The organism is Caenimonas sedimenti (assembly GCF_007833165.1).
GTDB lineage: Bacteria > Pseudomonadota > Gammaproteobacteria > Burkholderiales > Burkholderiaceae_C > Ramlibacter > Ramlibacter sedimenti.
On record NZ_VOBQ01000009.1, the window covers coordinates 138,263 to 154,947 of the forward strand.

Annotated in this window: 22 protein-coding genes; 13 read left to right on the top strand and 9 right to left on the bottom strand. The window is 69.6% G+C overall.

What is annotated here, in order from left to right:
• Positions 1-12: 12 nt before the first annotated feature.
• Positions 13-195 (bottom strand): hypothetical protein, encoded by a 183-nt coding sequence (locus FN976_RS12220; RefSeq protein WP_145893308.1) that lies wholly within the window; start codon positions 193-195, stop codon positions 13-15.
• 82 nt (positions 196-277) lie between these two features.
• On the opposite strand from FN976_RS12220, the gene gstA reads away from it, so the two are divergent.
• A complete protein-coding gene (gene gstA / locus FN976_RS12225; RefSeq protein ID WP_145893309.1) occupies positions 278-886 on the top strand; it encodes a glutathione transferase GstA in 609 nt (202 codons plus the stop codon).
• Between the two features lie 38 nt (positions 887-924).
• On the opposite strand, the gene FN976_RS12230 is transcribed toward gstA, so the two are convergent.
• Positions 925-1,392 (bottom strand): DUF4442 domain-containing protein, encoded by a 468-nt coding sequence (locus FN976_RS12230; RefSeq protein WP_145893310.1) that lies wholly within the window; start codon positions 1,390-1,392, stop codon positions 925-927.
• A 46-nt stretch (positions 1,393-1,438) separates the two neighbouring features.
• A complete protein-coding gene (locus FN976_RS12235; protein ID WP_145893311.1) occupies positions 1,439-2,626 on the bottom strand; it encodes a YbfB/YjiJ family MFS transporter in 1,188 nt (395 codons plus the stop codon).
• 103 nt (positions 2,627-2,729) lie between these two features.
• On the opposite strand from FN976_RS12235, the gene FN976_RS12240 reads away from it, so the two are divergent.
• On the top strand, positions 2,730-3,839 hold the full coding sequence (locus tag FN976_RS12240; RefSeq protein ID WP_145893312.1) for an alkene reductase: 1,110 nt from the start codon (positions 2,730-2,732) through the stop codon (positions 3,837-3,839).
• 125 nt (positions 3,840-3,964) lie between these two features.
• Here FN976_RS12240 and FN976_RS12245 read toward each other — a convergent pair whose 3' ends face one another.
• Positions 3,965-6,154 carry a heavy metal translocating P-type ATPase gene (locus tag FN976_RS12245; RefSeq protein WP_255440352.1) on the bottom strand — a complete coding sequence of 730 codons (2,190 nt, stop codon included), beginning with the start codon at positions 6,152-6,154 and terminating at the stop codon, positions 3,965-3,967.
• 145 nt (positions 6,155-6,299) lie between these two features.
• Between FN976_RS12245 and FN976_RS12250 the strand changes: the two genes are divergently transcribed.
• Both FN976_RS12250 and cueR read left to right on the top strand, forming a co-directional pair.
• The gene (locus FN976_RS12250) at positions 6,300-6,497 is read left to right on the top strand and encodes a heavy-metal-associated domain-containing protein (RefSeq protein WP_145893313.1); all 198 of its coding nucleotides are present in this window, start codon (positions 6,300-6,302) and stop codon (positions 6,495-6,497) included.
• Entirely contained in the window at positions 6,497-6,904 is a 408-nt protein-coding gene (cueR, locus tag FN976_RS12255; RefSeq protein ID WP_145893314.1) for a Cu(I)-responsive transcriptional regulator, read from the top strand. The genes FN976_RS12250 and cueR overlap by 1 nt, the downstream gene beginning before the upstream one ends.
• A 7-nt stretch (positions 6,905-6,911) precedes the next feature.
• On the opposite strand, the gene FN976_RS12260 is transcribed toward cueR, so the two are convergent.
• Positions 6,912-7,253, bottom strand: a complete 342-nt coding sequence (locus FN976_RS12260) for a hypothetical protein (protein ID WP_145893315.1) — start codon at positions 7,251-7,253, stop codon at positions 6,912-6,914.
• Positions 7,254-7,477: 224 nt separating this feature from the next.
• On the opposite strand from FN976_RS12260, the gene FN976_RS12265 reads away from it, so the two are divergent.
• Positions 7,478-7,936, top strand: coding sequence for a Spy/CpxP family protein refolding chaperone (locus FN976_RS12265; protein WP_145893316.1), 459 nt, complete (start codon positions 7,478-7,480; stop codon positions 7,934-7,936).
• An 83-nt stretch (positions 7,937-8,019) separates the two neighbouring features.
• Here the strand turns inward: FN976_RS12265 and FN976_RS12270 are convergent, their stop codons facing one another.
• From FN976_RS12270 to FN976_RS12280, 3 genes are all read right to left on the bottom strand, one after another.
• The gene (locus FN976_RS12270; protein ID WP_145893317.1) at positions 8,020-8,412 is read right to left on the bottom strand and encodes a hypothetical protein; all 393 of its coding nucleotides are present in this window, start codon (positions 8,410-8,412) and stop codon (positions 8,020-8,022) included.
• A 164-nt stretch (positions 8,413-8,576) separates the two neighbouring features.
• The gene (locus tag FN976_RS12275; protein WP_145893318.1) at positions 8,577-9,059 is read right to left on the bottom strand and encodes a hypothetical protein; all 483 of its coding nucleotides are present in this window, start codon (positions 9,057-9,059) and stop codon (positions 8,577-8,579) included.
• 141 nt (positions 9,060-9,200) lie between these two features.
• Positions 9,201-9,755 carry an acyloxyacyl hydrolase gene (locus tag FN976_RS12280; protein WP_255440353.1) on the bottom strand — a complete coding sequence of 185 codons (555 nt, stop codon included), beginning with the start codon at positions 9,753-9,755 and terminating at the stop codon, positions 9,201-9,203.
• 153 nt (positions 9,756-9,908) lie between these two features.
• Here FN976_RS12280 and FN976_RS12285 point away from each other — a divergent pair, with 153 nt between their 5' ends.
• The 6 genes from FN976_RS12285 to FN976_RS12310 all read left to right on the top strand — a co-directional run bounded on the left by FN976_RS12285 (position 9,909) and on the right by FN976_RS12310 (position 14,708).
• Positions 9,909-10,352 carry a PaaI family thioesterase gene (locus FN976_RS12285; RefSeq protein WP_145893319.1) on the top strand — a complete coding sequence of 148 codons (444 nt, stop codon included), beginning with the start codon at positions 9,909-9,911 and terminating at the stop codon, positions 10,350-10,352.
• A 74-nt stretch (positions 10,353-10,426) separates the two neighbouring features.
• Positions 10,427-11,194, top strand: a complete 768-nt coding sequence (locus FN976_RS12290) for an endonuclease/exonuclease/phosphatase family protein (protein ID WP_145893320.1) — start codon at positions 10,427-10,429, stop codon at positions 11,192-11,194.
• Positions 11,191-12,435 (top strand): cardiolipin synthase ClsB, encoded by a 1,245-nt coding sequence (gene clsB, locus FN976_RS12295; RefSeq protein WP_145893321.1) that lies wholly within the window; start codon positions 11,191-11,193, stop codon positions 12,433-12,435. Before FN976_RS12290 ends, clsB begins: the two co-directional genes overlap by 4 nt.
• Positions 12,425-13,375 (top strand): lysylphosphatidylglycerol synthase domain-containing protein, encoded by a 951-nt coding sequence (locus FN976_RS12300; protein ID WP_349291377.1) that lies wholly within the window; start codon positions 12,425-12,427, stop codon positions 13,373-13,375. The genes clsB and FN976_RS12300 overlap by 11 nt, the downstream gene beginning before the upstream one ends.
• A gap of 27 nt (positions 13,376-13,402) precedes the next feature.
• The gene (locus FN976_RS12305; protein WP_145893323.1) at positions 13,403-14,092 is read left to right on the top strand and encodes a TIGR03915 family putative DNA repair protein; all 690 of its coding nucleotides are present in this window, start codon (positions 13,403-13,405) and stop codon (positions 14,090-14,092) included.
• Positions 14,085-14,708: a UdgX family uracil-DNA binding protein gene (locus FN976_RS12310; RefSeq protein WP_255440355.1), complete on the top strand. Its 624-nt coding sequence runs from the start codon at positions 14,085-14,087 to the stop codon at positions 14,706-14,708. Before FN976_RS12305 ends, FN976_RS12310 begins: the two co-directional genes overlap by 8 nt.
• Here the strand turns inward: FN976_RS12310 and FN976_RS12315 are convergent.
• Positions 14,613-14,999: a hypothetical protein gene (locus tag FN976_RS12315; protein ID WP_145893325.1), complete on the bottom strand. Its 387-nt coding sequence runs from the start codon at positions 14,997-14,999 to the stop codon at positions 14,613-14,615. The two genes, FN976_RS12310 and FN976_RS12315, sit on opposite strands and share 96 nt — an antisense overlap.
• 150 nt (positions 15,000-15,149) lie before the next feature.
• Between FN976_RS12315 and minC the strand changes: the two genes are divergently transcribed.
• Together minC and minD are read left to right on the top strand one after the other, a co-directional pair.
• Positions 15,150-15,872 (top strand): septum site-determining protein MinC, encoded by a 723-nt coding sequence (gene minC / locus FN976_RS12320; RefSeq protein WP_145893326.1) that lies wholly within the window; start codon positions 15,150-15,152, stop codon positions 15,870-15,872.
• On the top strand, positions 15,869-16,684 hold the full coding sequence (minD, locus tag FN976_RS12325) for a septum site-determining protein MinD (protein ID WP_145893327.1): 816 nt from the start codon (positions 15,869-15,871) through the stop codon (positions 16,682-16,684). Before minC ends, minD begins: the two co-directional genes overlap by 4 nt.
• Position 16,685 lies beyond the last annotated feature (1 nt).

A 16,685-nucleotide genomic window follows, 5' to 3' on the forward strand; every position in this document is an offset into this window, starting at 1 on the left:
CGCCGGCAACGGCTACATGTCGACGGAGAGTTTGCCGATCTGCAGCGGCACGCCCAGCACCTGCGTCGCCTGCTGCTGCATCCGCACGCGGAAGTCGTCCGTGCGCAGCCACTGCTGAACCGACAGCACGGCCGCGGCAGCAGCCAGCGCGCACAGCACCAGCGCGCCTACGAGCCACTTCAGGATCCGTCCCATGCCCGACATTGTGGCTCTGCAAAATCCGCAGGGAAACGCTAGCATGCGTCTTTACCCCCCGCATACACAGAAAGAAACACAAATGAAGCTGTACTACTCGCCTGGCGCCTGTTCGCTGTCGCCCCAGATCGTGCTGCGTGAAGCCGGCCTCGCCTTTGAACCGGTCAAGGCCCCGACCAAGACCCACCAGCTCGACGACGGCACCGACTACTACACGATCAATCCGCTGGGCTATGTGCCCATGCTGGAACTGGACGACGGCACCCGGTTGCGCGAGGTGCCGGTCATCCTGCAATACATCGCCGACCAGGTGCCCACGAAGAACCTGGTGCCGGCCGCCGGCACGCTGCCGCGTTACCGGTTGCAGGAGTGGCTGACCTTCATCGGCATGGAGCTGCACCGCTCCATCGGGGCGCTGTTCAACCCGGCCCTCCCGGAGGAGGCGAAGCACGTGTTCCGCGATCGCGGCCTCAAACGCCTGGCCTGGCTCGATGGCGAACTGGCCGGCAAGGATTTCCTGCTCGGCGAGCACTTCAGCGTGGCGGACGCCTACCTGTACGTGGTGACGCGTTGGGCCAAGCCGTTGGGGATCGACCTCGGGCCGTATCCGAACCTGGTCGCGCACCAGGAGCGCGTGGGCGCCCGGCCGGCGGTGCAGGAGGCGTTGAAGGTGGAAGGCCTGCAGGCGTAGCAAGTAGGCTGGCGGTGAGCGCGAAGCCGAACCCCAGCCTACGAAGCGGCCCGCCTTCGCACGTACAAGGTCTTGTGCACCCGCGCGACGACGGCACCCGCTTCATCGCGCACCTCCACCACGCGTTGCGGCTCGAACTTCGCGCCATCGGCGGTGCGGGCGCGGATTTCCTCCAGCTGCGCATCGTCCCAGTCGAACACCGCCTGCACCGTGCCGCGCCCCGGCTGGACGAAATCGATGGCAGCCGCCTTGTCCCACACCTGGTAGCCGCGTCCCAGCAGCGGGATCAGCAGCAGCGCGTAATGCGGGTCGCACATCGCGTACAGGTTGCCGCCGAAGTGCGTGCCGAAGGCGTTCATGTTGTAGAAGCGCTGGCGCATGCGCACGACCAGCCGCCGCCAGTCGGGCGCGACTTCGCCCACTGAAATGCCCGTGCCCCAGTAGGGCGGCCACAGGTGCATGACGGTGCGGAAGCGGCGTGTGCTGCCGAAGATGGGAGCGGTCATGCGCCCATTCTGGGCAGCCACGGTGCGCCGTCCATGACCTCCCAGGTCAACTCAAGGGGCGCTGCCGCCACGCCAGCCCCGCGCCCAGCCACAGGGCCACCGCCGACAGCAGCAACCCGCGCTGCAGCCCGCCCGGCCCATCCGCGACCCAGCCGACCACCGTCGGCCCGACGATCTGCCCGGCCGCGAACACGATGGTGAAGGCGCTGATGCCGCGCGCCCAGTGCGCGGCTGGCAGGTTGTGGCGGACCAGCGCGGTGGTCGAGGCGACCACCGAGAGGAAGACGGCGCCGAACAGCAGGCCGGAGGCGAGCAGCGCGGCCCAGGCCGAGGTGAGCACCGGCAGCAAGGTCGCGCATCCGAGCAGCGCATTCAGGATCGCCAGCGACTCGCCGCCGCGAAAGCGATCCAGCAGGCCGGCCCAGATGCGCGACGATGCGATCACCGCACAACCCAGCAAGGCATAGAAGGCCGTCACCGCGCCGGGCGTCACACCCTGTTCGCGCAGCAGCGCCACCACGAAGGTCATGTAGCCGATGTAGCCCACGCCGAACATGAAGTAGCCGGCCAGGCCCCAGGCAAAAGGACGCCACACGGCGGGAGCCTCCGCCGGCGCCGCGGCGGCGGGATCAGGGGCTGCCTGGCCCTGCGCCAGCACGCGCGCCGGCCAGCGCAACGCCAGCGTTCCCAGCGCGCACGCCAGCGCCAGTGCCCACCACGCCCAGGCCCAGGCGTGCGGCCGCTCGCCGGCCGCCTGCATGGCCGCCGGCACCAGCAGCGCCGAAGCCACGATGCCGAAGCCCGTGCCGCCGTAGTACAGCCCCAGCAGGAAGCCGCTGCGCGACGGCTGCTGTGCACCCAGCCGCGCCGCGAGCAAGCCGCCGGCAATGAAGACGAAGGCGCTGGCCACGCCGGCCAGCAGGCGCTGGGCCAGCAAGGGTGCGGCCGCGGTGAAGAATCCACTGAGCACCATGAAGACGCTGGCCAGCGCCGAGCCGCCGACCAGCAGCACGCCCGGGCCCCAGCGCTGCAGCAAGCGCGGCGTCACCAGCGCGCCCGCCAGGTAGCCCAGTGCGTTCGCCGTGTTCATCGCCCCGGCCAGGGTGTAGCTCCACTGCAGGTCCGCGCGCATGGGCGGCAGCAACAGGCCGTAGGCGAAGCGGGTGATGCCCAGCGACACCGCCGCGCCCAGGGACAGCGCGAGCGCCAGGGGGAGCAGCGAAGCGGGCGGCATGCCCGGCCATTGTCGCTGCGGCCCCGCACCACCCTACGCCGGCAAGGTTGAACGCAAGCCGCTAGGCTGATGCCCTTCCCCGACCCAACCCCGGAGCCCGTCCTTGACCTCCCTGTTCGATCCGCTGCAAGCCGGCACGCTGCACCTGCCCAACCGCATCGTGATGGCACCGCTGACCCGCAACCGCGCCCCCGGCGCCGTGCCGACACCGCTGATGGCGGAGTACTACGCGCAGCGCGCGACCGCAGGCTTGTTGATCACCGAAGCCACGCCGGTGAGCCCGCAGGGCCAGGGCTATGCCGACGTGCCCGGGATGTACACCACCGAACAGCTCGCCGCCTGGAGGAAGGTCACCGATGCCGTGCACGCCCAAGGCGGTCGCATCGTGGTGCAGCTCTGGCATGTCGGCCGGGTCTCGCACACCAGCCTGCAGCCCGGCGGCCAGCAGCCGGTGGCGCCCTCGGCCATCACGGCGAAGACCAAGACCTACCTGATCGAGAACGGCGTGGGCAGTTTCGCGCCCACCTCGGAGCCGCGCGCGCTCGACGCCGCCGAGCTCCCGGGCATCGTGCAGGACTTCCGCCATGCCGCGCGCCACGCCGTGGCCACGGCCGGATTCGATGGGGTGGAAATCCACGGCGCCAACGGCTACCTGCTCGACCAGTTCCTGAAGACCGGCGCGAACCACCGGCAGGATGCCTATGGCGGCTCCATCGAGAACCGCGCGCGCCTGCTGCTGGAAGTGATGCGCGCCGTGGCGGGCGAGATCGGCGGCGGCCGCGTCGGGCTGCGCCTGTCGCCGGTGACGCCGGCCAACGACATCGTCGACGCCGATCCGCAGCCGCTGTTCGACCACGTCGTGCGTGAACTGGCGCCATTGGGCCTGGCGTACCTCCACGTGATCGAAGGCGCGACCGGCGGGCCGCGTGAAGTGGAGGGCCGGCCGTTCGACTATGTGGCGTTGCGCAAGGCCTGGCGCGACGCCGGTGCCAAGGGCGCCTGGATGGTGAACAACAGCTATGACAAGCCGCTGGCCGAGCTGTCGCTGGCGACGGGCGCCGACCTGGTGGCTTTCGGCCGGCCGTACATTGCCAACCCGGACCTGGTGGAGCGCCTGCGCGCCAATGCGCCGTTGAACACGCCGGACCGGGCGACGTTCTATGGCGGCGGGGCGGCGGGGTACACGGACTATCCGGCGTTGATGAAGGGGTGAGCGTGCGCACGCTGGGGTTCGCCTTCGGGCTCACCGCCAGCCTACGCGTTCGACCGCGCTGCATCGCCGGCGTACCCCGCGGGCTTCGTAGGCTGGGGTGAGCCCGCAGGCGAACCCCAGCTTGCTCAGGGCCGCCAGCGCTTCAGCAACATCGCATTCGCCATCACGCTCACGCTCGACAGCGCCATGGCTGCCCCTGCCAGCACCGGGTTGAGGTAACCCAGAGCCGCCAGCGGGATCCCGGCCACGTTGTATGCGAAGGCCCAGAACAGGTTCTGCCGGATCTTCGCGACCGTGCGGCCCGAGATCGCCAGCGCGCCTTCCACCAGCCGGAGGTCGCCGCGCATCAGCGTCACGCCGGCGGCATGCATGGCGACGTCGGTGCCCGTGCCCATGGCGATGCCGACATCGGCGGCGGCCAGCGCCGGCGCGTCGTTGACGCCATCGCCCACCATGGCGACCACCTGGCCCGTGGCCCGCAGCTGTTCGATCTGCGCGGCCTTGTCGCCCGGCAGCACCTCGGCGCGCACTTCGTCCGGTCGCAGTCCCAGCCGGGCGCCCATGGCCAGCGCGGCGGCGCGGTTGTCGCCGGAGAGCAGCACGATTCGCACACCGCGGGTGCGCAGGTGGGCCAGGGCCTCGGCGGCACCCGGCTTGGGCTCGTCGGCGAACGCCAGCAGCGCCCGCAGCACCAGGCCTTCCGTGGCGCGCTCGACCAGGCCCGACAGCGTCGCCCCTTGGCGCTGGAGCCGGTCGACCTCGCCCTGGAGAAGCCCCGGTGTGACCCCCAGTTCGTGCAGCCAGCGCAGGCTGCCGATCAGGTAGCTGCGCGCCGCCACCTCGCCCTCGGTGCCGCGCCCCGGAACCGCCCGCACCGCATCCGGCGACGCGATCGCCATGCCAAGTTCGCGCGCGTGGTCCAGCACGGCCGACGCGAGTGGATGCTCGCTGCCGCTCTGCAGGCTGGCGGCCGCCGCCAGCGCCTGCGCCTCATCGACACCGGGCGCGACGCTGAATGCCACCAGGCGCGGCCGGCCGAGCGTCAGCGTGCCGGTCTTGTCGAAGGCGACCACGTCGACGCGGTGCGCCAGTTCCAGCGCCTGCGCATCCTTGATCAGGATGCCGTGCTTCGCCGCCACGCCGGTGCCGGCCATGATGGCTGCCGGTGTGGCCAGGCCGAGCGCGCAAGGGCACGCGATCACCAGCACCGCCACCGCGTGGATCAGGGCGGCTTCGAAGCCGGCGCCCGCCAGCAGCCAGCCGCCCAGCGTGACCCCGGCGATCGCCAGCACCACCGGCACGAACACGGCCGACACCCGGTCCACCAGGCGTTGCAGCGGCGCCTTGGCCGCCTGCGCGTCTTCGACCAGCCGGATGATGTGCGCCAGCACGCTTTCGCCACCGACTGCCGTCGCCCGCAGCACGACGCGGCCGTCTCCGTTGATGCTGCCGCCGGTCAGGCGCGCGCCCACGCCCTTGGCCACCGGCAGCGGCTCGCCGGTCAGCATGGATTCGTCGACTTGCGTCTCGCCCTGCTCCACCACGCCGTCGGCGGGCACGCGCTCGCCGGGGCGCACCACCAGACGGTCGCCGGCCAGCACCTCGGACAACGGCAGGTCGGCCTCGCCGCCGGTGCGCAGCAGCACGTGGGCGATCTCCGGCCGCAGCGCATGCAAGGCCCGGATCGCCGCCGTGGTCTGCCGCTTGGCGCGCGTCTCCAGCCACTTGCCCAGCAGCACCAGCGTGATGACGACCGCGGAGGCCTCGAAGTAGAGGTGCTGCGCGCCCTGGCCCAGCCAGAGCCACATGGACAGGGCCCAGCCCGACGTGGTGCCGATGGCCACCAGCAGGTCCATGTTGCCGGTGCCGGCTTTCAGGGCATGCCAGCCGGCCCGGTAGAAGCGCGCGCCCAGGACGAACTGCACCGGCGTGGCCAGCAGGAACTGCAGCCAGGCCGGCAGCATCCAGTGGCGGCCGGCCAGGTCGCCCAGCATGGGCAGCACCAGGGGCAGCGACAACACCAGCCCCAGCGCCACCGGCGCAAAGCCGGCCCAGGGCGATGCGTCGGGAGCCAGGGCCTGCTCGGCCGCCCGCGGCTCGTAGCCGGCGTCGCGCACGGCCCGCCGGATGCGCGCCTCGGTGTCGCCCGCCGCGTCGTAGCGGATGCGCGCGGACTCCGTCGCCAGGTTCACGTTGGCATCCTGCACGCCCGGGACCTTCTTCAGGGCGCGCTCGACCCGGTTCACGCAGGTGGCGCAGGTCATTCCGGCGACGCCGAGGTCCAGGGTGGCGGTGGAAGCGGTCGAATCAGTCATGGCGCCATGGTCAAGCCTGCCATGATGGCAAGGTCAAGCCCGGTGCGGCAACCCTTCTCGCCAAAGGGTTGGGTTGCATGCCCGCTTGACCTTGCCATCATGGCAAAGTTCAGACTGGCACGCTCATCGACAGGAAGGACGAATCATGAACCAGAGTTTCCAGGTGCAGGGCATGACGTGCGGGCACTGCGTCCGCGCCGTCACCCAGGCCGTGCAGTCGGTCGACCCCGCGGCCGAGGTGAAGGTGGACCTGGCCAGCGGCCAGGTGCAGGTGCAATCGGGCGGAGATCCCGCAGCCATCGCGCGGGCCATCGAGGAAGAAGGCTACCAGGTGGCCCGCTGATGGCCTGGCCCGTCAACATCGGGGAAGCCGCACGCCTGTCCGGCGTCTCGGCCAAGATGGTGCGGCACTACGAAGGGCTGGGCCTCCTGCCCAAAGTGGGCCGCACGGACGCCGGCTACCGGCAGTACTCCGAGGCGGAAGTCCACACGCTGCGTTTCATCAAGCGCTCGCGCGACCTGGGCTTCTCGATGGCGGAGATCGGCGAACTGGTGAGCCTCTGGCAGAACCGGCGCCGGGCCAGCGCCAGCGTCCGCCGGGTCGCCCAGCGGCATGCGGACGAACTGGGGGCGCGCATCGTGGCGATGGAGGAGATGCTCAAGACGCTGCACCACCTCATTCATTGCTGCCAGGGCGACGAGCGCCCCGACTGCCCGATCCTCGAAGACCTGGCCGGCGGCCCGGCCTGACGGCCCGTCAGGGGGCGATCGGGCTGTGGCTGCGGCGGTGGGCGGCATCCACAGCGCGTTGCAGCTTCAAGTCTTCACCGGCCTGCGCGCGCCGCACCACGTTGGCCGGGCCGGCACCCATCGTCCGGGTGTCGGGCTCGCCGCTGCTGCGGGCCAGCTGCTCGAGGTAGCGCTTCTTCGCCAGCACCGGTTCGATCTCGACGGTTCCGACGCTGTTGCGCTCCTCGGCCGGCGGCGGCGCCGTATCGATGCGCGTATTCGGGGCCTGCGCCTGCGCCAGCACGGCGCCGGCGGACAGCAGTGTGGTGGCCAGCACCGTGGCGGCCGCTCGCACAAAAGCCTGGGTCATGGTGCACTCCTTGGGATGTTCCTGATTGGTTGAGGCCACTGTGCGCGTGCCCGGCCGTGCGCCATGTGGCCCGGCGTGCCAGCTTGCCGTAGGAGGCGGGCGACCCGGCTTGTGCTCTCCGGCGGGCGCCGTGGCTGGCCCAGCTTTACCGCGCAGCAACGGGAGCGCGATGGGGGTGTTACAGATCGTGCGCACACTGGCTCCACCTTGAAAGGAAGCCTCTCATGAACAAGTTGCACAAGCACCTGCTCGCCGCCAGCCTGGTGGCCGGCCTCGGCCTCTCGGCGGCGTTCGCCCAGTCGCCGCCCGCGGGCGGCCGGCATGACCCCGCCCGCCACGAGCAGCGGATCGCCAAGATGCAGGAGCGCCATGCGCAGAAGCTCGCCGACCTGAAGGCCAAGCTGCAGATCCACGCCGCCCAGGAAACCGCCTGGAACGCGTGGGTCGCGGCGATGCAGCCGCGCGCCCGTGGCCAGCGTCCGGACCTCGCGGCGATGACCACGCCCCAGCGCATCGACTTCATGCGCGCACGCCGTGCCGAGCGCGCGGCCGCCATGGACCAGCGCGCCGAAGTCACCAAGAGCTTCTATGGCGTGCTGTCGGCGGCGCAGCAGAAGGTGTTCGACGCGGAAACCCTGCGCATGGGCAAGGGCCATCGCGGGCACCGCGGCCACCACGGCTGATCACGAACCAGCTTCGGGGACGAAGAAGCAAGTTCGGCCTGGGCCTCGCGGCCCAGGCCTTTTTTCATTCCAGCGACGAACGGTCAGTTGTTGGTCGAGACGTTGGGGGCACCGTTGGTGAAGGTGCTCGCCTCACCGGCGCGGCCGGGGACGTTGTTGGTGGCGGCGGCACGGCCCATGCGGTACTTGTCGTCCGTGGGGTCGGTCGCCACGGAGGCCGGGCTCACGTACACCGGGGTCAGCGGACCGGCGCCCAGCACCGCGGTGTTGCTGGGCGAGACCGTGATGTAGGTCGGGTTGCTCGGCAGCCCGCCGTAGGGCGAGTTGGACGTGGCCACGTTGGGCGCGCCACCCGTGAAGGTGCTGGCTTCACCGGCACGCGTCGGCAGGTCGGTGGTGAGCTGGGCCTGGGCCAGGCCGGCGGCGGCGAAGAGGCCGGCGGCCAGCAGGGTCCGGGTGAAAGAGGTCTTGGTCATGGTGGTGCTCCCTGGGGTAGTTGGCGCTGAAAGCCCGGCGGTGCCGGGAACAGCGCAACTCTGGGGCTGAGCCTTGCGCGCTCGCATCGGACGCGTCAGACGGCTGAAGTAGGACACGTGGTGGCAGGCGCGGCAGGAGCCGGCCTGCAACCCCGCGTAGAGCGTCAGTAAACGTAAACGCGGTGACCAAACTGGTCGTAGAGCGGCCCGTGGAGGATGGTCGTGCCGCCGGAAGCGAAGTTGTTGGTCGAGGCGTTCGGCACGCCCCCGGTCATCGTGCTGGCCTCACCGGCGCGGCCCGGCACGTTGGTGGTGGCCGATGCGCTGCCCTGCTGGTAGGTGTCATGCGTGCGGTCGGCGGTCAGCGGATAGGGGCTGGTGTAGACCGGTGCCGCGCCCATGATGTAGGTGGTGGAAGGAGCCACGCTGTACGTGACCGGCGGGGCGACGCTGTAGGTGTACGAGCGCGCCAGGATCCCGCTGTCCTCGTAAGGCGAGTTCGTGGTCGCGGCATTGGGCACGCCGCCGCTGAAGGTGCTGGCTTCGCCCGCCTGCATCGGCACGTCGGTCGTTTGCGCCTGGGCCAGGCCCGCGGTGGCGAGCACGCCGGCGGCGAGCAACGCACGGGTGATGGTGGTCCTGTTCATGATGAGCTCCGTATCTTGTGGGGGAAGGCCCGGGCGTGCCGGGTACGTACCTCCCACTTTGGAGCACTGCCTGCCCGGCCCTATCGGACGCGCCCGGGCGCCCCCGTAGGACGCCGCGTCCCGCCGCGCAGGCCCCGGCCTTCAGAAGCGGCGCGCGTAGCGCAGCAGCACGAAGTCTTCGCCGGGGTTCGGCTTGCGGATGTCGGCGTTCGAAATGTGGACGTAGCGCAAGCCGATTTCCTGCCGCCCGCCGTCGAAGCTGTAGCCCAACCCCACGATGTCGTAGAAGTTGAACTTGGTGCTGAACTGCTTGATGGGCGTGATGTAAGGCCGGTTGGTGTAGCTGAGCCCGATCCCACCTTCCAGGAACCAGGGCGAGCGGCCCTCGGCCGGCCGCAGCCGCAGCACTGGCAACAGTCCGGCTTGATAGAACCACTGGTGCCCTTTGCTGAAGTCCTCGGCGCGCCACGCGCTCAGGAAGACTTCGCCCTGCACACTGGCCTGCAGGCCCCAAACGGAATGCCGCCAGTCAGCGTCCCACACCGCGCCCACCGTGGCACTGGCGGCGTGATGCCGGCTCCACCCACCTTGAAGGTAGTAGGCGTCGGGTTGCCAGTCGGCGGCGGCCGGGGCCACGAACAGTGCCGCCAACAAGGGCGGAATGAGGGAAGCGAGACGCATCTTGCTGTTGTTCATCGGGCTCCAGTCTGCAACAAACCGCTGAGGTTGGGGGGAAGGGGTCAGCAGGAACCGACGCCGCCTCGGCCCTTCGTCCTACAGCCGCCACCTGCGCGACATCGAGTCGCCAATGCAACCGCCGTGCCACGGCTGCGATCCTAAGCTGTCCGCATGACATCTGCCGCCGCTTTCGCCGACCTGCAGCGCCTGGTGCTCGCCATGCCGATGGCGCGCACCCTGGGATTGCGCTTCCTTGATGCACAGCCTGGCGCCGTGGAGCTGGAAATGCCGGTGGCCGACGCCTTCAGCTTTCGCCCGGGCCAGTTGCAGGCGACGGCCGTCTTCGCCATCGCCGATTTCGCGGCCGTGTCGGCGGCCGGCACCTTGCTGCCCGCGGGCTGGGTCAACGCGACGATCGACGGCGCGATCAAGCTGGTGGCACCGGCACGGGGCGCGGCCTTGCGCGCCCGCGGCCGGGTGATCGATGCGGGCCAGTTGCTCACGGTCTGCGCGGCCGACGTCTTCGCCATCGATGCGGACGGCCACGTCACGCTGTGCGCGACCTGGCTCGGCACCGCGCGCAACATCGCGCCAGCCCGCACGACAGCAACTTAGCCTGCCGTCCTACGCCTCGGCAGTGAGCCGGGCCGTACAACAGGCTCTCCCACCAGAACGAGAGCCGAGCGCCCATGAGCGAGACTGTGTCTTCAGCCCCGCAGCTGACCGTCATGACGGTCAATATCCACAAGGGTTTCACCAGCTTCAACCGCAAATTCATCCTGCCGGAACTGCGCGACGCGGTCCGCAAGGTCGGAGCCGACGTCGTGTTCCTGCAGGAGGTCCTGGGCACGCACGACGACCACGGCAAGAAGATCGAGGACTGGCCGGACGCGCCCCACTACGAGTTCCTGGCCGACAGCATCTGGCCGCAGTTCGCGTACGGTCGCAACATGGTCTATCCCAAGGGCCACCACGGCAATGCCGTGATGTCCAAGTTCCCGATCGTCGGGCACCAGAACCACGACGTGTCGATCGCCGGGCCGGAAAAGCGCGGCCTGCTCCATTGCGTGGTGCGCGTGCCCGGGCACACGCAGGACGTGCATGTGATCTGCGTGCACCTGGGCCTGGCCGAGAACCACCGGCAACAGCAGCTGGACCTGCTGTGCAAGATCACCCATTCCGAGATGCCACCGGAGGCGCCGCTGATCGTCGCCGGCGACTTCAACGACTGGCGCAAGCGCGCGCACGACATCCTCTGGCGCGAGGCCGGGCTCAGGGAGATCTTCGTCACCGCCTATGGCGAATCGGCCAAGACCTTCCCCGCGATCTTCCCGGTGCTGTCGCTGGACCGCATCTACGTGCGCAACTGCTCGGTGCACCTGCCGGTGGTGCTGCCGCGCCGCCCATGGGCCCACCTGTCCGACCATGCGCCGCTGGCCGCGGAGATTCACTTATGAGCCATGGGCGCTGGATTCCTGGCAACGACATCCGGCTGCTGGAAAACGGCGAGGAGTTCTATCCGCGCGTGTTCGCCTGCATCGCCAACGCGAAGACCGAGGTGGTGCTGGAAACCTTCATCCTGTTCGAGGACAAGGTCGGGCTGCAGCTGCAGGAAGCATTGGTCGCGGCGGCCAAGCGCGGCGCCCAGGTCGACCTCACCATCGACGGCTGGGGCTCGCCCAGCCTGTCGCAGCACTACCAGCAGGTCCTGCGCGACGCCGGCGTGCGGCTGCACGTGTTCGACCCCGGCCCGCGGCCCTTCGGCTGGCGGCCGCAGTTCTTCCATCGCATGCACCGCAAGATCGTCGTGGTGGACCGCGAGGTCGCCTTCGTCGGCGGCATCAACTATTCGGCCGACCACCTGGGCGATTTCGGACCCGAGGCCAAGCAGGACTACGCGGTGGAGATCCGGGGCCCCCTGGTGGCCGAGATCCACCGCTTCGTCCACACCTCGCTGGCCCAGGGCCAGCGCTACATGCGCCAGCACCGTCAGTGGTGGCGCTGGCGCAAGCAGTTGCGCACCACGCCCGCCGCGCTGCCCGCCGCCGGCGGCGCCGACGCGCTGTTCGCCGTGCGCGACAACAACTCGCACGTCAACGACATCGAGCGCCACTACCGCATCGCGATCCGCGCGGCGAAGAAGCGCATCGTGATCGCCAACGCATACTTCTTCCCCGGCTACCGGCTGATGAAAGAGCTGCGCCGCGCCGCGCGGCGTGGGGTCGACGTGCGGCTGATCCTGCAGGGCCAGCCCGACATGGCCTTCGTGAAGACGGCGGCCATGATGCTTTACCACCACCTGCTGAAGTCGGACGTGCGCATCTACGAATACTGCGACCGCCCGCTGCACGGCAAGGTCGCGCTGATGGACGACGAGTGGTCCACCGTGGGCTCCAGCAACCTCGACCCCATGAGCCTGGCGCTGAACCTCGAGGCCAACGTCGTGATCCGCGACCGGGCCTTCAACGCGCTGCTGTCGGAGCGCCTCGACAAGCTGATGTGCCACAGCTGCAACCAGGTCACCCTGGAAGGCATGGGCGAGCTGAAGGGCTGGTCGCTGGTGCACAGCTTCCTGGCCTACCACTTCACGCGCCGTTACCCGCAGATCGCGAGCTGGCTGCCGAGCCGGCTGCCCCGCCTGTTGCCGGCGTCCCTGATCCCGGCATTCGCGACCCCCAAGGACGATCGTGATCCGTGACAAGCCCTGGTGGCCCTGGCTGAAGCGCGCGCTGACGTTCGCCTTCTTCGCACTGGTCATCGGGCTGCTGGTCAAGTACGCGCGGGGGGTCGACTGGGGCGACGTCAAGGAGAGCCTGCTCGCCTTGCCGCGCCACGTGCTGTGGGAGGCGGCCGCCCTGTGCGCCTGCAGCCACCTGCTGTACAGCTGCTTCGACCTGGTCGGGCGGCGCTACACCGGCCACCGTCTTCGGGTTCCGCAGGTGATGCAGGTCAACTTCATCAGCTACGCCTTCAACCTCAACATGGGTTCGCTGGTCGGCGGCGTCGCCTTCCGCTTCCGCATGTATTCGCGGCTGGGCCTGGCCACGGCCACCATCACGCGCGTGCTCACGCTGAGCATGCTCACGAACTGGCTGGGCTATCTGCTGCTGGCCGGCATCGTCTTCACCGTGGCACCGCTCGCCTTGCCGCCGGACTGGAAGCTCGACAGCGAAGGCCTGCAGTTGCTGGGCATCGTTCTGCTGGCCCTGGCGCTCACCTACCTGCTGCTGTGCGGCTGGTCGAAGAAGCGCAGCTGGACGCTGCGCGGCCACGAACTGCTGTTGCCCCGGCCGACCATGGCCATCGTGCAATTGGCGATGTCGTGCGCCAACTGGATGATCATGGCCGGCGCGGTTCATGTCCTGCTGCAAGGCAAGGTGCCTTACAGCGACGTGCTGAGCGTGTTGCTGGTGGCCGCAGTCGCTGGGGTCATCACGCATGTGCCGGCTGGCCTGGGTGTGCTGGAAGCGGTGTTCGTGGCGCTGCTGTCGCACCGCGTGCCCGATGCCCAGTTGCTGGCGGCGCTGCTGGGCTACCGCGCGCTCTACTACATCGGCCCCTTGCTCGCGGCGGCCGTGATGTATCTCAGTGTCGAGTTGCGTGCACGCAAACAACTGCCCGTGCCGCAGCGCCCCTAAGTGAGTGCAAACAGCTCACAATCGCCCATGGAAGCAAAACTGCAAGGCCCGATCGATCTCGCAGGCTTCCGCGATGAAGCCACGCATCTGCTCGCGCGTCAGGTTCGGCCGGAAGAAGTCGTGTGGAGCCTGCATCCGGTGGCGGGTGACCAGTACCTGCAGCCGGCACTGGCCTCGGCCAGCCGCCCACGCAATGTCGCGCGGGCCGCCACCGCGATCGTCCCGGCCTCTTTCCTGCGGCTGTCCGAGTTCGTGGTCTTGCACCAGGACCCCGAGCGCTTCGCCCTGCTCTACCGCCTGCTCTGGCGGCTGGTGCACGAGCCCGGCCTGCGCAACGATGCCGCCGACCCCGACATGCTGCATGCCCAGCACATGGCGCATGCGGTGCGGCGCGACGTGCACAAGATGAAGTCGAACCTGCGCTTCATCGCGCTCGCGCCGGATGAGCAAGGCGAATGCCTGCAGGTCGCCTGGTACGAGCCCACGCACCATGTGGTCGAGACCGTGGCGCCCTGGTACGCCAAGCGCAGCGTGGCGGCCCACTGGGCCATCTTCACGCCGGAGCGCAGCGTGCGCTGCGACGCCGGCCAGTTGATTTACGCGCCGGGCATCCCCGCCGCCCGCGCGCCCGGCGAGATGGCACCCGATGCCTTGTGGCAGGACTGGTTCGACACCTTGTTCCGGCCGCAGCAGGTGGTGCCCGCGTCCGGTGCCTGACGGACGGCCCGCGCCGGCACCGGTGCGGGTGGCCTCGCTCGCGGAACTGAAGGCCGCCACCATGGCGTGCCGCGAATGCCCCATCGGCGAGTTCGCCACCCAGTCGGTCACGGGCGAAGGCAAGCTCAAGCCGAAGCTGATGCTGGTGGGCGAGCAGCCGGGCGACAAGGAAGACCTCGAAGGCCATCCCTTCGTCGGACCCGCCGGCAAGCTCCTGGCGCGCGCGCTCGAAGCGGCCGGGATTCCGCAGGCCCAGACCTTCGTCTCCAACGCGGTGAAGCATTTCAAGTTCGAGCTGCGCGGCAAGCGCCGCATCCACAAGAGCCCGGCGGTGCGCGAGATCGCGGCCTGCCATCACTGGCTGGAAGACGAGATCGCCCTGGTGCAGCCGAAGGCGCTGGTGGCGCTCGGGTCGACGGCCGCGCGCTCGCTGCTGGGGCGCCCGGTGCCGGTCATGGCGGAGCGCGGCCACTGGCTCCCGCGGCCGGACGGCCGCGAGGTGCTGGTGACGCTGCACCCGTCAGCGCTGCTGCGCGTCGATCCCGAGTCGCGCGACGCGGCGTTCCATCCGTTCGTCGCGGACCTGCGGCAGGCAAAGCGGCTGTTCCGCCGCTGAGGTGCGCGGGAGGTCCGCGCAGGCGGCGGCCGGCGGCGGATTCATGGATTGCTCGATGATGGCCGGGCGGCGCAGCCGGAGCTCGGCGCCCTCCGTGCCTTGCAGGCCGATGCCCCCTTGCGGCGGCCCCGCCTGCGCGCCCTGGCCGCCCTGCGCACCGGCCATCGCGGGCCGGCCTTCGAACATGGCGCCCGCGCCCGTGCTCTGGCCCGCGGCTTCGAACGCGAGCAGGGCCAGTGCCACGATCGCGGCGACGCCTAGCCAGTGGGTGGGGTGGTGCTTGATGCGCATGGCGGACTCCTGGGGACTGCGGACAGTGTCGGTCCGGCGCGCGGCCCCGCCCAGGCGGCGGGGTGCCACAACCCGCGTAGGAAGATGGAGACAACCCGGTAACACCTCGCTGCTACACTGCGCCGCTTTCGCTGTGCCACCGCTGTACCGATGACGGTTTCCCTCGCGGGCCGCGCGCCCGCCACGTTCGAACTCAAGAGCGCGAACCTGCCGCTGCTGGCCTTGTTGCTGAAGACGGCCGACCTGGGCCAGCTGGCGCAGGAAATGCAGGTGCGTTTCGGCGACATGCCCGATTTTTTCGACCACGATCCGCTGGTGATCGATCTGGCGCCGTTGCCGGCCGAGGCGATGGTGGACTTCGATGCGCTGCTCGAGGTGCTCAAGCCCTACCGTGTGGTGCCGGTCGCGGTGAAGGGCGGCAATGCGGGGCAATTGCGGGCGGCTCAGGAAGCAGGGCTGGCCTTGTCGCAGGAGGCTGACGTTGTCGCCGCGCGCGCCCCCGCCCCCGCCCTCCCCCAGGGGGGGAGGGAGGAAGTCAACCCGTCCGCGCTCGTGATCGAGAAGCCATTGCGCTCCGGCCAGCAGGCTTATGCGCGCGGCCGCGACCTGGTGGTCCTGGCCATGGTGAACGCCGGCGCCGAAGTCATCGCCGACGGCCACATCCACGTTTACGCACCGCTGCGCGGCAAGGCCATCGCCGGCGCGCGCGGCAACACCGAAGCACGCATCTTCACGCAGTGCCTCGAACCCGAGCTGGTGTCCATCGCCGGCATCTACCGCAGCTTCGAGGAGCCGCTGCCGGCGGACCTGCAGGGCCGGCCCAAGCAGATCCGCCTCGAAGGCAGCAAGCTCCGCATCCAGGGAATCCCATGAGCAAGATCATCGTCGTCACGTCCGGCAAGGGCGGGGTCGGCAAGACCACCACCAGCGCCAGTTTCGCCAGCGGCCTCGCGCTGCGCGGCCACAAGACCGCCGTCATCGACTTCGATGTCGGCCTGCGCAACCTCGACCTCATCATGGGCTGCGAGCGCCGCGTGGTCTACGACTTCGTCAACGTGATCCACGGCGAGGCCACGCTGAACCAGGCCCTCATCAAGGACAAGCACAACGAGCACCTGCACGTGCTGGCGGCCTCGCAGACGCGCGACAAGGAGGCCCTGTCGAAGGACGGCGTGCAGAAGGTGCTGGACGACCTGGCGGCCATGGGCTTCGAGTACATCGTGTGCGATTCGCCGGCCGGCATCGAAACCGGCGCGCTGATGGCCATGCACTTCGCCGACGAGGCGCTGGTGGTGACCAATCCCGAGGTGTCCTCGGTGCGCGACTCCGACCGCATCCTGGGCATGCTGTCGTCGAAGACGAGGCGCGCGATCGAGGGCAAGGAGCCGATCAAGGAGCACCTGCTCATCACGCGCTACAACCCGAGCCGGGTCGACCAGGGCCAGATGCTGTCGCTGGAGGACATCCAGGACATCCTGCGCATTCCGCTGATCGGCGTCATCCCGGAAAGCGAATCGGTGCTGCAGGCCAGCAACCAGGGCCTGCCCGCCGTGCACCTGAAGGGCACCGACGTCTCCGAGGCTTACCAGGACGTCGTGGCGCGCTTTCTCGGCGAGGACAAGCCGCTGCGCTTCATCGACGCGCAGAAGGCGGGGTTCTTCAAGCGCATTTTCGGAAGGGGCTGAG